This window comes from Bacilli bacterium, assembly GCA_036381315.1.
Taxonomy (GTDB): domain Bacteria; phylum Bacillota; class Bacilli; order Paenibacillales; family KCTC-25726; genus DASVDB01.
On the sequence record DASVDB010000107.1, the window covers coordinates 1 to 14,914 of the forward strand.

Sequence of the window (14,914 nt, forward strand, 5' to 3'; positions counted from 1 at the left end):
GCCCAAACCGCCGTTTTTCAGGATTTCATACATGGCGAGCGTCACCGCGTACAAATCTGTCGGAAACTCGTCGGTATCCCAGCCGAGCAGCGGATCGCCCTGATTGGCGTCGATCGAGCCCAGCATGCCGTTTAGCCGCGCCACGCGCAGCTCGTGCTCGAATGTATGCCCCGCCAATGTCGCATGGTTTGCTTCCAGATTCAATTTGAAATGCGCATCCAATCCGTATTTTTGCAAGAAGGCGATGGTGGTCGCGGCGTCAAAATCGTATTGATGCTTGGTCGGTTCCTTGGGCTTAGGTTCGATCAGGAATTGCCCCTTAAAGCCGATTTCTTTCGCATAATCGACCGCCATATGCAAAAACCGCGCCAGATTGTCCAATTCCAGCCCCATATCGGTGTTCAGCAACGTTTCATAGCCTTCCCGGCCTCCCCAGAAAACATAGTTTTCCGCGCCGAGTTCCACCGCCGTCTCCAACGCTTTTTTCACCTGCGCCGCGGCATAAGCAAACACATCGGCGTTGCAGGACGTTGCCGCACCGTGCACAAAACGCGGATTCGTAAACATATTGGCGGTGTTCCAGAGCAGTTTGACGCCGCTTGCCTTCATCCGCTCCTTGATCATGGCGACGATGACATCCAGATTTTTGTTGGTTTCCTGAAGCGTATCGCCTTCCGGCGCAATATCGCGATCATGGAAACAGAAAAATTTGACGCCGAGCTTTTCAAACAGCTCGAACGCCGCTTCCACTCTCGCCTTTGCCAAATCCATGCCGCTTAAGTGGTCCCACGGACGAATCATCGTCCCCACGCCAAACGGGTCGGCGCCGGTCCCGGTAAATGTATGCCAATATGCAACCGAGAAGCGAAGCTGTTCTTCCATCGTTTTGCCGAGCACGATTTCCTGTGGATTGTAGTGTTTGAAGGATACTTTGCTGACGTTTGAAAAATAACCCATGCGAATCCCTCCATTAAATCGTATTCATTTCAATTGTATTTTATCATGCGGAAAATAGTTTGTATAGACGATAAACAAAGTTTGTATTACAATCTGAATGACGCAATGTTATGATAGGTTCATCATGCGAAAACAGAGGGAGCAAAGTGAACAGGAAAACAACAGGCGATACGTTTCTGATGAAGAAAATCAACAAATATATCGTGCTGCAAACGATCATGGCGCACAATCCGATATCCCGCGCCGACATTTCCGGCAAAACGGGCCTGAATAAGGCAACCGTTTCGTCGCTCGTCAACGAATTAATGTCCGCGCAGCTTGTTTATGAAACCGGGTTGGGGGCATCGAGCGGCGGCAGAAAACCCGTGATGCTCATGTTCAGGCAAACAGCCGGTTTTGCGATCGGCATCGATCTTGGCGTAAATTACGTATTGGCGCTGTTGACCGATTTAAACGGCAACGTGATCAAGGAAACACGCAAGGAATTAAGCGACCATTCGGTCGAGCAGGCAGCCAATCTTTTGACGGACACGATCCGCGAACTGGCGGAAATCGCGCCGGAATCCCCTTATGGCATCGTGGGAATCGGCGTCGGCGTGCCGGGCGTTGTCGATGTCGAGGGTACGATCCTGTCCGCGCCAAACCTCGGTTGGAAAAACGTTCCCTTACGAAAAATGCTTGCCGAGCGCTTTTTGTTCCCGGTCATCATCGACAATGAAGCGAATGCCGGCGCTTGGGGCGAAAAGCAGTTCGGCGCGGGAAAAAATTCGGCAAACATGCTGTATGTAAGCGTCGGGATCGGCATCGGCGTCGGCGTTGTCATTCAGCATGAATTGTATCGGGGCGCCGGCGGTTTTGCCGGAGAAGCCGGACACATGGCGATTATCGCCGATGGGGAACAATGCAGTTGCGGCAGCCGCGGCTGCTGGGAATTGTACGCTTCGGAGAATACGATTTTGCGAATGGCTGAAAAAAAGGGCGTATCCGGAAATTTACACCACCTCATTGAGCGGGCCGCCATGCATGATCAGGAAATTATCGCGGCAATCGCGTATGCCGGCCGCAATCTCGGCATCGGGCTGGCCAATTTGGCGAACGCGTTCAATCCGGAAAAAATCATTGTCGGCAACCGCATCACGCTCGCCCGCGAATGGATCGAAGAACCGATGGCGGCGGCGTTTTCCGAGCGGTGTTTGCCTTTTCACAAAAACGCGACGGAAATATTGTTTTCCGGGTTGGCCATGCGTTCTACGGCATTGGGCGGCGCCCACTTCGCCATCGCGCATTTTTTTGCGGAAATGAAGGCAAAATTGGACTAAAAAAAGAGCGCAAAAGTACACGATCATTTTCGGAAAACGGCTTTTCAAAAAGATGATCGTGCACGTTTGCGCTTGAATTTTATTTATCCGTGGCGTTTTTGGAAATCGGCCATAAACTCGGCCAACGCTTTGCAAGCTTCGACCGGAACGGCATTATACGCGGAAGCGCGCAATCCGCCGACGCTGCGATGCCCTTTTAAGCCGACAAAGCCATGTTCGCCTGATTCTTTGACAAACGCCTTCTCCAATTCCTCGTTCGCCAACCTAAACGTAATATTCATCAACGAACGGCTGTCGTTCGCGGCAACGCCTTTATAGAATCCGCCGCTTCTGTCGATCGCGTCGTAAAGCAATTTTGCTTTTTCCTCGTTGCGCCTGGCTATGGCGCTCAAGCCGCCCTGCCCTTTCACCCATTTCAATACGAGGTTCATCACATATACCGAATAGGCAGGCGGCGTATTGTAAAGCGAGTCGCTTTTGACATGGGTCGCGTATTTCAGCATCGTCGGAAGTTCCTTGTTCGCTTTTTCCACCCAATCTTCGCGAATAATGACCAAAGTTACGCCGGATGGTCCCAGATTTTTTTGCGCGCCCGCGTAAATAAGCGCAAAATTGCCGACATTCACCGGCCTGCTCAAAATATCGCTCGACATATCGGCTACCAGCGGGATATCTTTCGTATTCGGGTACTCCTTGTATTGGATGCCGCCGATCGTTTCATTTGAAGTGATATGCACATAAGCCAGATCCGACGCGAGTTGCAGGCTGTTTACATTGGGAACGCGCGTGAAATGGTCCGCTTCGCTGGTGGCGACGATTTCCGTTTCGCCGATTAGCTTGGCTTCCTTCAACGCTTTTTCCGACCAGCTCCCGGTCATGACGTATCCGGCTTTTTTTCCCTTAGGCAGGAAATTCAGGGGGACCATGGCAAACTGCGTGCTTGCTCCGCCTTGCAGAAACAGCACTTTGTATCCATCCGGGATGGAAAGCAGTTCTTTGAACAAGTTTTGCGTCTCCGTGTTGATCGCGTCATATTCTTTGCTGCGGTGTGAAATTTCCATCACCGACATGCCGATGCCGTTATAATCGACAAATTCGCTTTGCGCCTGCTCAAGCACCGCAAGCGGAAGCGCAGCGGGTCCGGCGTTGAAATTGTATGCCCTGTTGCCCATCCGTTCTTCTCCTTCTTTTGTTTGATACGGCTATGATAGCAATATTCTTTTGGACGTTCAAGGACTTTATTGCGGTATGAATCCGAATACTGCCGGAGAAATAAAGAACGCCCCAAGGTCGCAAGCGAAAAACCTGGGGCGCCTTTTGCCGGCCAACGGCCGGCGGGCCAGGCTTCAAACCGGAAACGGCTCTTTTCGGGTTGTGAAACTGCGGCCGAGAACGGGAGCAAGTTTCTCCAGATCCTTCAGCAAGCGGGCGAATTGATCCGGGAACAACGACTGGACTCCGTCGCCTGTCATGGAATTATCCGGGTCGGTATGCATTTCGATAATCAACCCGTCGGCTCCGGCCGCGATAGACGCCTTTGCCATCGTTTCCACCAATTCGCGGCGTCCGGTCGCATGGCTCGGGTCGACAATAACCGGCAGATGGCTTAACTGGTGCAGAACCGGCACCGCATTCAAATCCAGCGTGTTGCGCGTATAGGTTTCGAAAGTGCGGATACCCCGTTCGCACAGCAAAACATTCGGATTGCCGCCGGCCAAAATGTATTCGGCGGCATTCAGGAACTCGTCGTAAGTGGCGCTGAATCCGCGCTTCAACAGGACGGCCTTGCGCACCGTACCCAATTTGCGCAGCAGATCAAAGTTTTGCATATTGCGGGTGCCGACCTGCAAAATATCGGCGTATTTCGCGCAAATATCCACATATTCCGGCGTCATGACTTCGGTAACGGTCAAAAGGCCGTGCTTGGCGGCGGCTTCGGCCATCATTTCCAGGCCTTCAACGCCGATCCCCTGAAAACTGTACGGGCCTGTGCGCGGCTTGAACGCGCCGCCGCGCAACACTTGGCCGCCCGCCGCTTTGACAAGGCGGGCGATTTCGTCAATCTGTTTGGGCGACTCCACCGCGCATGGCCCGCCCATGACGACGATTTCCTCGCCGCCAAACTTGACGCCTTTTATATCGATAATCGTATTATCGGGATGAAATTCGCGGCTGGCCAATTTATACGACTTGGATATTTTGATGACTTCCTCCACGCCGGACAACTGCCGCAACTGTTCCGCCAAAGTCGGATCGGCTTTGCCGACAATGCCGACAACCGTCCGGTCCGTGCCGCGGGAAATGTGCGCCTGCATGCCGTGCTTTTCAATGAAGCGGACAATTCCCATAAGCCGTTCTTCCGTCGCGGAATGCGATAAGATAGCGATCATAATTCTCAACTCTCCTGTGAGCTACGCTCATGGCTATTTTTCTTTCGCGCTTAAACGCTTATACGCTTAAACGCTTTTAATCGTTAAAGCAACTATACATGAAATACCGGGCATAGTCAAGCGGTTATTTTTCCTGCAATCTCGCTTTTTTCCGCAATTTGCGCTTTTCCGTTCGCCTTCTCGCGTAAACTTCCAATAACAGTCTTACGGGAAAATACACTATGATGCCCATAATGGCGCCATCGATGATGCCTCCCACGATCAGCTTCAGATTGAATACAAACACTTTTCCCAGCCAATCCGGGAGCATTTCATGCAGGCGCATTTCCACGGCGCGGCTTACGACCAGGCCGCCAACCCGTTTGTTCAATAAAAAGACCGCGGTATAGATGACTTTCCCGAACACAAAGCCGATTAACGCTCCGGCAAAGCTGGCGCGAAAAAAATAAACAAGCGGAAATATGAGAAAAAAAGCGATGCCGATCGTCGGCAGCGTGAACATTTCAATAAACAAGCCAATGGAGAAGCCTTTCGCCACTTTGGAGGGGCCGCCTTTCGCCCGAAGCAGCAGCAAGTATTTATATTTGAACCATTTTTTTATTCGTTTCAGCAATTGGTACCGGCCTTTCATTTCTCGCGCGCTTGAAACAACAAGCGATCCATATCCACCGTGCGGACGATTTCCCAGGTGGACGGATCATTTTCATCAAACTGTTCGAGGTATTGAATAACTTCTTTGGTGATCGGCGTAGGCGTGGACGCCCCCGAAGTGACGGCGACATTGCGCTTGCCCATCAGCCAGCTTTGCCGGATTTCCGTGACGTCGGCCACCCGGTACGCCTTAACTCCGGCTATTTCTTCCGCAACCTGCGCCAACCGGTTGGAATTGTTGCTGCGCGGATCGCCCACCACGATGACCAGGTCGGCGTTTTTGCCGCGCCTCGCCACCGCTTCCTGGCGCTTCTGCGTCGCCATGCATATTTCGTTATGGACTTCCGCATGCGGGTACTTTTCAAGGCATTTATTCATAATATGCCGGATGTCCCACTGGCTCATCGTCGTTTGGTTTGTGATCACGATTTTATCCGACTGCACGTTCAGGGAAGCGACTTCCGCTTCCTTTTCGATCAAGGTGACATGTTCCGGGCAGACGCCGACCGCTCCCTCCGGTTCAGGATGCCCTTTTTTGCCGATATAAATGACTTCATAGCCTTGAGCCGTTTTTTCGCGGATTAGATCGTGCGTTTTCGTTACGTCCGGGCAAGTCGCGTCAATGACGGTCAATCCTTTTTCCCTGGCGCGGCGGCGCACTTCCGGAGAAACACCGTGGGCCGTAAACAAGACGGTGCCTTTGTCAACCTGTTCCAAAATGTCGAGGCGATTGGGGCCGTCAAGCGTCACGATGCCTTCCTTTTCGAACGCCTTGGTGACATTCCTGTTGTGCACAATCATGCCGAGGATATAGATCGGGCGCGGCGTGTGGATATTTTTGGCTGTTAAGAGCGCCAGTTTGATCGCATCGACAACGCCGTAGCAATATCCGCGCGGCGAAATTTTCAGCACCTGCACGGTTCTTTCACTCCAAACGAAACGGTTTTCGAGCCTTCCCCATTATACCACAAAAAGAAAAAACCGACTCACGCTTTCGGCGCGCAGCCGGTCGGAACAACGCAAGATTTTACGCTTCATTATCGGTTGAAAATTTTGCCGGGAGCCAGATAATAAAGGTTGTGCCGGCGTTTTTGCGCGTTTTTACCTCGATCGAGCCGTGGTGCTCGTCCACGATCCATTTGGCGATGGACAGCCCCAAGCCGGTGCCGGATTTTTCGCCCCTCGACACGTCCGCGCGATAAAACCGCTCGAAAATATGCGGCAGTTCCTCTTTGTCCATTCCGATTCCGGTATCGCTGATGCGGATGCCGATCTGTTCCGCCTCCCTGAGCGCATCGAGCGTGACGCTGCCCTCCTCGGTATATTTAAAGGCATTTTCAATAAAGATAAATAAAAGTTGCTCCAAATAGTCCCGATTGGCAAAAACATGCGCATCGTTTAACGCCTCCAGGGAACCAACCCGCCAATCGGCGCTGCGCGGCAAATGCTGGGCCCGGCGGCTTGCGTTTTCCACAATCGGCAGAATTTCCACCCATTCCTTCTCCATCTTGTAGCCCGCGTCCGCCCGCGCGAGCGACAACAAATCATTGACCAGCCTGCTCATCCGCGCGGCCTCGGCGGATATGTCGGAGATGGCTTCCCGCGACAAATCCGCGGCGGCGCCTTCCTGCAACATTTTCTGCAGCAGTTCGACATTTCCGCGAATCGTCGTCAGCGGCGTGCGCAATTCATGCGAGGCGTCGGACACGAACCTGCGCTGTGAACGGTATGCCTCTTCCAACTCCTGATACATCGATTGGATGCGGTCCAGCATGCCGTTGATCGTTTCGGTCAGGCGGCCGATTTCGTCGCGCGGTCCGGAATACGCGATCCGTTTGCCCAAATCCGCGCCTTTTTCAATCTGATTGGTTGAGGCGATGACCAAATCAATCGGCTGCAAGCTCTTTTTTGCCAAAAACCAGCCGACGGTCGCCGCCAATAAAATCGTAACAACCGCCAGAAAGATTAGCGTCCACTGCAACGTGGAAAGCAGCGAGCCAATCCGGTTGGTAACGGTTGCGACCTGCAATACCCCGATCACCCGGTTGTTGTTTAATAGCAGCGGCGTGTTGTAAATGAGCAAATCATATTGGCCGATGCTCGCGTTTTCAAACGTATCGATTTGCCGCAAAATGCGGTCCTGCGCACGCGCCGAAATTGGCAGATCGGTGCCCAGATTGCTCGAGCGGGTTACGCTGCCGTTGCTCAAATAAGCCTGGATATAAATATCCGAATATTTGAAGTCGGTAAGCGGCGGCAGTTCCACTTTCACCAAGCCGAGTTGGGGAAATTCCACTTTGCGGATATTTCCCTTGACTTCCATCGCATATGTGCGCAACGTCTCTTTGGCGTCCGCATTCAGTTGCACCGATAAAAACAAATAGAGAGCCACGCCGAACAAAAGCAGCGTGATCGCCAAAATAGTCGAATACCACAGCGTCAGGCGCAAACGGATGGTCATCGGGACTCCTCCCGCAGCACGTAGCCGGCGCCCCGCACCGTCTGGATGAGGCGCGGCTCGCCGCGCTCCTCGGTTTTTTGCCGCAACAAGGCAATATACACTTCCAGCACATTCGATTCGCCGCTGTAGTCATAACCCCAGATTTTGTCCATAATAACATCGCGGGACAACACCCTGCGGGGATTTTGCAGGAATAAATGCAACAATTCAAATTCTTTGGCGGTCAGTTCGATCAGCCTGTCGCCGCGATACACTTCGCGGGTGTCGAGATCCAGCTTCAGATCGGCGAAAGCGAGCTTTTTTGCGGGATTTGCGGCACCGCCGGCTTTGCGCCGCAGCAGCGCTCTTGTTCTGGCAAGCAGTTCGTCCAACGCAAACGGCTTGACGAGATAATCATCCGCGCCCATGTCCAGCCCCTTCACCCGGTCCTCGATCGCGTCTTTTGCCGTCAACATCAATATCGGCACAGAGCTTCCCGCTTCGCGAATGCGGCGGCATACTTCCCATCCGTCAACGCCCGGCATCATGATATCGAGGATGACCAGATCCGGATCGTCTGTCATGAGCTGCCGCAAGCCTTCCGCCCCGTTTGCCGCCGTCACGACGGAATAACCGGCGAAGGCCAGGCTGCGCCTTAAGAGCGAGATGATCTTTTCATCGTCGTCGATAACCAGAATTTTTTCCGGCATATTTGCCCACCCCCCATCACAATATAACAAAAATAAAGGAAAAGAAAGCGAAAGGCTGCGCGATATTGAATAAGAACGCTTCGGCAACGCTGCGACGCGCCGGCTTTCAATACCGAACATGGCCCCGCTTTCCTTTCCGGCTTTCAGTTAATTTCGGGCGTTTTCATCGCCGATTTCAATTCCGATTACCATTTCCTTGCCGTTGCGCACAATCGTTAACGTGATTCTGTCGCCAACTTTATGCGCGCCGATTTTTTTCACCAGTTCATCGGAATTTTTGATTTTTTCGCCGTCCACTTCGGTGATAACGTCGTAAGGTTTGAGACCCGCTTTATCTGCCGGCGAGCCTGACACGATTCCCCGGATAAAGGAACCGTCGCTGTTTTTCAGCTTCAGGCTGTCGACCCAATCGCTTTCAATATCGCTGATGCTTACGCCGATATATGGTTTCGGGACATTGACGTTTTCGTTATTTTTCAACTTGTTCAACACATCCGTAATGGTGCTTGTCGGAATCGCAAAGCCGATGCCCTGCGCTTGCGCGCTCACGGCGGTGTTGATGCCGATCACATTTCCGCTCAGATCAAGCAGCGGACCGCCCGAGTTGCCGGGGTTAATGGAAGCGTCCGTCTGCAGCAAATGTTTGTATTCTCTTGTGCCATTGTTGTCCGGAATGGTGATCGGGCGTTCCTTCGCGCTCAACACGCCGACAGTAACGGTATGGTCAAATCCGTACGGATTGCCGATCGCAATGACCCAATCGCCAACATTCAACGCTTTGTCGTCGCCAAGGCTCAATGTGGCAAAATCATTGCCGCCCGATATTTTCAACACGGCCAGGTCCAGATCATAGCTCGTTCCCAACAGTTTGGCCGTAAACGGATTATCATAGCCTTCAACGGTAACCTTGATTTCGTCAGCGCCGTCGATCACGTGTTCATTCGTCAAAATATAGCCGGATTGCTCAAAGATAAAACCCGAGCCCATGCCTGCCGGCTGCAATTGGTCGGATTGGCCGCCGTTATCCCCGCCGCCGTTGTCGAACGGACCAAAAAAGTTGTCGCCGAAAAACTGGTCGAAAAACGGATCATTGAAAAAGGAGTTGCCGCCGCGCTGCCGTTTCGGCTTCACGTATGTTTCAATCTTGACGACGGCGGGGCTCGCTTTTTTCGCGATTTCCGCGATGTTGCCCGGGCGCGTTATTTCCAGCGCGGCGTTTTTCACCCCGGCGTGATTCGAGTCGTCCGCGTTCGCCTGTTGAACCGCGTGCGCCGGGGAATCCGCCAGCGAGTGCCCGTCCCCGCCAAACAAGTTTAATTTGTCGGACGCGAACATCAATCCGCCCATGACCAAAACGCCCGCCAAAAATGCGCTGAAGCCGCTTGTGAACCGGTTTTTCCGGCGCGGTTTGGGGTAGTCCCAGTTGCGCGGTTTGTCGCTTACCCCAACCGAGTAGACAGGCAACAGGTTTGTCGGCTTGCTGCCGCTGTTTTGCGCATACGCATCGTTATTTTGTTCGTTCCCCGACTCTTTCATTTGCGATGACTGAAACGGACCATAGGCAAAGTGGGCGGCCGCATCCGCCGTTTGTTCGGTTTGTTCATTTTCGCTATTGTCGGCGCGCTCATCCTTATTTTTGTCGTTCTCATTGAAAAAATCGCTGAAACCGCGAAATTTGTCTTCTTCCATGTTGTTTCCCTCCCAAGCGGTATTAAAGTTCATGTTTCAATTTGTTCTCTACTGACATCTTGCCACCGCAACCTTAATCCTACATTAAAGAAAAGTGAACAACAGGTAAAACATGAAGGAGATTTTGGACGATCAATAGGCCGCCGCAATCGTATTTTACGAAAATGTACGGATGATGAGGTACCGGCGCTTATGCTTTCGCTATCGAAGATTCATATACAATAAGTAACACCATGTTGGAGGTGAACAATGTGCCGGAAATTCAGGCAAATAGCCGGGATGCGGCCGGGCAGGAGCCTGAACGGGCGAATGAGCAGAAAGATTGGCATGGCTATCCATCCCAGTGGGGATAAGAAAATTTACGATAAAGCGGAGGTACGCATATGATCGCAATCCTTTTTTTGCTTGGCGGCGGGTGCGCATTATTTTGGCTTTTAAAGCCTCCCGCAAAGCAAACCGCCACCGGTACGAATCCATTGCCTAAGTTATTGCGGGCCGAAAATGATTCGGCTTATATTACATCGACAAGGAGGCCCGACGCTTATGATGAGCAATTAATTACGAAATATTATTTCCCGAAAGAATCCATGCAAACAGAGACGAATTCCCTTGAATAGTCTGCAAACGCTACTCATGCTGTCCATATTCTTCGCAACAGTCTTCATGATGCTCTGGAGGCCGCGCAATATCAATGAAGCGATAACGACTTCCGTCGCGGCATCGGTCATATTTTTGCTTGGCATTGTTCCGCTCGCCGATATCGGCAACATTTTCGGGATCGTTAGCGGGGCGGCGATCACGATTCTTTCCACTATCGCCATGTCTATCGTCCTGGAGAGCATCGGTTTTTTTCGCTGGGCAGCCATTAACCTGGCGATTAAGGCGAACGGGTCCGGCATTATGTTGTTTTGGTACATTAACCTGCTGTGTTTTTTAATGACGCTTTTTTTTAACAACGACGGCAGTATTTTGATTACAACGCCGATTATCATCCAAACCTTGAATTTGCTCCGATTGGAGTCGCGGCAAAAGATCCCGTATTTAATCTCGGGCGCATTGGTGGCTACCGGTTCCAGCGCACCGATAGGCGTCAGCAATTTAGCCAATCTTATCGCGCTTCACATCGTCAAGCTGGATCTCAACACATACGCATCCATGATCTTCGTGCCTGCCATGCTCGGAATTGTTTGTATGGCTATACTGCTCTTCTTTTATTTCAAAAAAGTCATTCCCGTTCAAATTCCCACAGATATCGCCCACGCAAACAAGAGTTATGATGGACAAGCATCTATCGACTTCAAGCTGTTCCGCATTTGCCTCATGATTGTAATAGCTACCCGAATCAGCTTTTTCGCGCTGGCGCCGTTCGGGGTTCCGACCGAGTGGCCGGCGGTAATCGGCGCAACTCTACTAATCTTGATCAGATGGTATAAACGAAAAATCGGCGCGATCGATGTCATCAACAAAAGTCCCTGGCATATATTGGTGTTCGCTTTCAGCATGTATGTTATTGTGTTCGGCCTGCAGAACGTCGGAATGACAGATTTGATCATCAAGCACTTCAGCTCCTTGGCAAGAGAAGGCCCGCTCAACGCTATTTTGATTATGGGGATGCTGTTAACGGTTTTGTCCAATATTTGCAACAATCTTCCTTCCATCATGATCGGAACGCTGTCTATAACCGAAATGGGATTGGACATACCTTCCATGCAAGTGGCGTATCTTGGCAATGTAATAGGAGCGGATATCGGCTCCCTCATCTTGCCGATCGGCACATTGGCTTCATTAATTTGGATGCATACGCTAAGCCGTTACCAAGTTCCGATCAGTTGGGGGGAATATTTGAAAGTAACCATTGTCGTTATACCGATCAGCCTTGTCGCAAGCCTGTTAGGCCTTTATGCCTGGACTGAGCTGTTCTTTTTCTAAGCCGAATTGCCCGTTTCCCGCGGTGCAATAGCCAAACTTACGATGGGGCGCCTATTTCCCGATCCAGCCTTTGCGGTGGGCGTAAATCGCCAACTGCGTTCGGTCTTGCAGCGCGCACTTCAACAGCAAATTGCTGACATGGGTTTTAACGGTCTTCACGCTGATATGCAGCTCGGCGGAAATTTCCTTGTTGGATTTGCCTTCGGCAATCAACAGTAAAACTTCTTTCTCCCGGGACGTAAGCCCCTCCTCGTCCCCGGAACCGGATCGCTTTCGCAAACCGCGGGCAAGCGCTTGCGACACTTCCGTATTCATCACCGGCATGCCTTTGCAGGCGCCCTTGATGGCGTAAATCAACTCTTCCGCCGTGACCGTTTTCAGAGCGTAGCTGACCGCGCCCGCCTCAATCGCTTTTACAACCTTGTCATCTTCCAAAAAGCTGGTCAGGATCATGATCCTGATTCCGGGATAACGCTCCACGATCCTTTTGGTTGTTTCCACTCCGTCCATTTCCGGCATCATCAAATCCAGCAAAATGATATCCGGCAAATCGTCTTTCGTAAGGGCGGCAAGCACATCTAGCGCATTGCGCCCGTTATCCGCTTCCGCCACGATGCGAATGGTCGGCTCAATGGCCAAGTATGAACGCAAACCCAAACGAACCATATCATGATCATCGACAATCATTATTTTGATCGTATCCATTTAACTGTACCCGCCCTTAAAATTTTGGTATATGCACTTTCAACGTTGTTCCCGATCCAGGGTTGCTGAAAAGCTCCATATCTCCGCCAAGCTTCATTGCGCGTTCCCGCATCGTGGTCAATCCATACGAGCCTTGCTTCGTCTGGTTGCGGTCAAATCCTATGCCGTCGTCGCTGATGACAAGGAAATAGCGATGCGGATATTCGTGCAAAGACAGCGTCACGAAATTTGCCTGGGCATGCTTGACGACATTGGCCAGCCCCTCCTGAATGATCAAAAACAGTTGCTGCTCCTTCACTTCGGGCAAACTCCCGGAAAGCGCAATATCCAGGCTGCCCTGCAATCCGTTTTGCCGGCAGTAATCGGGAAACCATTTGTCGAGAGCCTCCGCCAGCGTTTTGCCTTCCAGTTCCAGCGGCCGGAGTTGGGCAATCAACGCCCGCATTTCTTTTTGCGCGGAATGGGACATTTGTATTAGCTGGTTGAGCAATACTTTGCTCTGCTCCGGATTTGCCTCCTGCAGTTTCGGCAATGAAGAAGCCGCCATATGAATCGCGAACAGCTGCTGGCTCACGGTATCGTGCAAATCGCGCGCCAGCCGTTTTCGTTCCTCCAACACTGCCGCTTCCTGCACATTTGCTTGAACGCGCATTTTTTCTTCGTTCGCCAGCTGCAAATGCCTGATTTTCTCTTCCAAAACATCCGTCATTTCATTAAAATCGCGATAAATATCGGCAAACGAATTTCGCCCGACAAATGTGATTCTGCCGGACAAATTCCCTTTCGCCACTTGCCTGATGCCGAGATGAAGCGGATCCAGCTGGCGCTGCAGCCGGTGGGCGGCAAAATAGCCGACGGAAAAGCCGATCAGGACGACAACGCCGATCGCTTCGAGCAAAAGCTGCGGCATTGTCAGCGTGTAAGGGATATAGACCCAACCCAAAAACGCGAGAAAGGCGGTCGCAATCGTCGCCGCCAAAAAATACAGGATGAGCTCCCATTTCAAATTGCGAAATCCGCTGTTCATGACCGTCTCATCCTATTCTCTCAACCTTCACATCGCCGATAAACATGCTGATCCGCAATCTGATCTTTTTCTCGGCGTCCGCATAATGGGCGGAAACCACATTCAGGCTGCGCATCAATCCGCTTTCGTGCCTGTCCAGGACGCTTATTTCACCAAGGAACGAACTGGTCGTAACGCTGATTTCGATGTCGGAGTCATACGGCATCAATACCTTTACATCGCCGATAAAGGAGGAAATATTGATCGTTGTCTCGCCATACGGTATTTGCGCCCGCGTTAAATCAATGATCGTGTCGCCGATAAATTGGGAAATATTCAGCGGCTTCAGTTCCCAATAATCCATGCCGATGTGAATGTCGCCGAAAAAGCTTGCGCGATTCTCCACATTGCCATGCGCGCCATGCCAGTTCTTCTCACGCTTCCGGCGCAATTCCTCTCTTAACCTTTGCCGCTCTTCCCTGAGTTCCTGGCGCGCCGCCCGATGCTTGGCGCGTTCCTGCCGCATTGCTTCATGCATATCCATCATCTGCTCCATCGCGGAATTCTGGTTGGCGTTATTCCCGGACAGTTCGTCAGGATGAGGAATTTTGTAGTTATATTTTGGCTTGCGATCGTAATTGTGTTCATCATGATACGGATTTCGGGAAGGCCGAAGCAGCAAGCCAAGACCAACCACAACCAGAATGGCGGGACCCAGGAAACGCATCATTTCACGATATGAAATGGCGCCGAGCACACCGATATTTTTCAGCAGGAACACGGTGCCAACCGCGATGATAAAAAGATTCCAAACATAGGCGCCGCCCCAATTTCCATATCTGCCCAGCGACATTAACCCTTTTAATCCCAACGCGATGATCAAAACAGGCCAATAGGTCGAAAAAATCTGCCCGATATCCAGCGTGATCAAATCAAGCTGTTCCAGCATGAAAATGGCACCTAGTCCGATCAGGATCAATCCCCAAAACGCTCTGTTCGCATTTCGTCCGTACATTGCCGTTTCCTCCACTTATGTTTTGCATCCAGTTCTCTATGTTCAGTCTAATTTATTATAGCGTAAGTTAAAACAGCCGGCAGCCGTATTTCATCTCGGACTT

At 51.5% G+C, this 14,914-nt stretch carries 13 protein-coding genes; 2 read left to right on the forward strand and 11 right to left on the reverse strand.

What is annotated here, in order from left to right:
* Nucleotides 1-957 (reverse strand): xylose isomerase (gene xylA / locus VF260_07820; protein HEX7057086.1); only part of this gene is annotated, 957 nt, incomplete at its 3' end.
* A 146-nt stretch (nt 958-1,103) separates the two neighbouring features.
* Between xylA and VF260_07825 the strand changes: the two genes are divergently transcribed.
* Nucleotides 1,104-2,276 carry an ROK family transcriptional regulator gene (locus tag VF260_07825; protein HEX7057087.1) on the forward strand — a complete coding sequence of 391 codons (1,173 nt, stop codon included), beginning with the start codon at nt 1,104-1,106 and terminating at the stop codon, nt 2,274-2,276.
* A gap of 83 nt (nt 2,277-2,359) precedes the next feature.
* Here VF260_07825 and serC read toward each other — a convergent pair whose 3' ends face one another.
* From serC to VF260_07860, 7 genes are all read right to left on the reverse strand, one after another.
* Entirely contained in the window at nt 2,360-3,448 is a 1,089-nt protein-coding gene (serC, locus tag VF260_07830) for a 3-phosphoserine/phosphohydroxythreonine transaminase (protein ID HEX7057088.1), read from the reverse strand.
* Between the two features lie 174 nt (nt 3,449-3,622).
* The gene (aroF, locus tag VF260_07835) at nt 3,623-4,666 is read right to left on the reverse strand and encodes a 3-deoxy-7-phosphoheptulonate synthase (protein ID HEX7057089.1); all 1,044 of its coding nucleotides are present in this window, start codon (nt 4,664-4,666) and stop codon (nt 3,623-3,625) included.
* Nucleotides 4,667-4,790: 124 nt separating this feature from the next.
* On the reverse strand, nt 4,791-5,297 hold the full coding sequence (locus VF260_07840; GenBank protein ID HEX7057090.1) for a DUF2062 domain-containing protein: 507 nt from the start codon (nt 5,295-5,297) through the stop codon (nt 4,791-4,793).
* On the reverse strand, nt 5,294-6,235 hold the full coding sequence (locus VF260_07845) for a 4-hydroxy-3-methylbut-2-enyl diphosphate reductase (protein HEX7057091.1): 942 nt from the start codon (nt 6,233-6,235) through the stop codon (nt 5,294-5,296). The genes VF260_07840 and VF260_07845 overlap by 4 nt, the downstream gene beginning before the upstream one ends.
* Nucleotides 6,236-6,344: 109 nt before the next feature.
* Nucleotides 6,345-7,778, reverse strand: a complete 1,434-nt coding sequence (locus VF260_07850) for a HAMP domain-containing sensor histidine kinase (protein ID HEX7057092.1) — start codon at nt 7,776-7,778, stop codon at nt 6,345-6,347.
* Nucleotides 7,775-8,467, reverse strand: coding sequence for a response regulator transcription factor (locus tag VF260_07855; GenBank protein HEX7057093.1), 693 nt, complete (start codon nt 8,465-8,467; stop codon nt 7,775-7,777). Before VF260_07855 ends, VF260_07850 begins: the two co-directional genes overlap by 4 nt.
* A 147-nt stretch (nt 8,468-8,614) precedes the next feature.
* Nucleotides 8,615-10,156, reverse strand: coding sequence for a trypsin-like peptidase domain-containing protein (locus VF260_07860; GenBank protein HEX7057094.1), 1,542 nt, complete (start codon nt 10,154-10,156; stop codon nt 8,615-8,617).
* A 609-nt stretch (nt 10,157-10,765) separates the two neighbouring features.
* Between VF260_07860 and VF260_07865 the strand changes: the two genes are divergently transcribed.
* Complete coding sequence (locus tag VF260_07865) at nt 10,766-12,085, forward strand: arsenic transporter (GenBank protein HEX7057095.1); 1,320 nt, start codon at nt 10,766-10,768, stop codon at nt 12,083-12,085.
* Nucleotides 12,086-12,136: 51 nt separating this feature from the next.
* Here VF260_07865 and VF260_07870 read toward each other — a convergent pair whose 3' ends face one another.
* From VF260_07870 to liaF, 3 genes are read right to left on the reverse strand one after another with little or no spacing between them, the layout of a single operon-like run.
* Nucleotides 12,137-12,790, reverse strand: coding sequence for a response regulator transcription factor (locus tag VF260_07870; GenBank protein ID HEX7057096.1), 654 nt, complete (start codon nt 12,788-12,790; stop codon nt 12,137-12,139).
* Between the two features lie 16 nt (nt 12,791-12,806).
* Nucleotides 12,807-13,817 carry a sensor histidine kinase gene (locus VF260_07875; GenBank protein ID HEX7057097.1) on the reverse strand — a complete coding sequence of 337 codons (1,011 nt, stop codon included), beginning with the start codon at nt 13,815-13,817 and terminating at the stop codon, nt 12,807-12,809.
* A gap of 7 nt (nt 13,818-13,824) precedes the next feature.
* On the reverse strand, nt 13,825-14,811 hold the full coding sequence (gene liaF / locus VF260_07880) for a cell wall-active antibiotics response protein LiaF (protein HEX7057098.1): 987 nt from the start codon (nt 14,809-14,811) through the stop codon (nt 13,825-13,827).
* Between the last annotated feature and the right edge of the window lie 103 nt (nt 14,812-14,914).

What these genes read in the sequence shown, in the direction of transcription:
- serC (HEX7057088.1), bottom strand. Translation starts at nt 3,448, where the DNA reads ATGGGCAACAGGGCATACAATTTCAACGCCGGACCCGCTGCGCTTCCG.
- aroF (HEX7057089.1), bottom strand. Translation starts at nt 4,666, where the DNA reads ATGATCGCTATCTTATCGCATTCCGCGACGGAAGAACGGCTTATGGGA.
- VF260_07840 (HEX7057090.1), bottom strand. Translation starts at nt 5,297, where the DNA reads ATGAAAGGCCGGTACCAATTGCTGAAACGAATAAAAAAATGGTTCAAA.
- VF260_07850 (HEX7057092.1), bottom strand. Translation starts at nt 7,778, where the DNA reads ATGACCATCCGTTTGCGCCTGACGCTGTGGTATTCGACTATTTTGGCG.
- VF260_07855 (HEX7057093.1), bottom strand. Translation starts at nt 8,467, where the DNA reads ATGCCGGAAAAAATTCTGGTTATCGACGACGATGAAAAGATCATCTCG.
- VF260_07860 (HEX7057094.1), bottom strand. Translation starts at nt 10,156, where the DNA reads ATGGAAGAAGACAAATTTCGCGGTTTCAGCGATTTTTTCAATGAGAAC.
- VF260_07870 (HEX7057096.1), bottom strand. Translation starts at nt 12,790, where the DNA reads ATGGATACGATCAAAATAATGATTGTCGATGATCATGATATGGTTCGT.
- VF260_07875 (HEX7057097.1), bottom strand. Translation starts at nt 13,817, where the DNA reads ATGAACAGCGGATTTCGCAATTTGAAATGGGAGCTCATCCTGTATTTT.
- liaF (HEX7057098.1), bottom strand. Translation starts at nt 14,811, where the DNA reads ATGTACGGACGAAATGCGAACAGAGCGTTTTGGGGATTGATCCTGATC.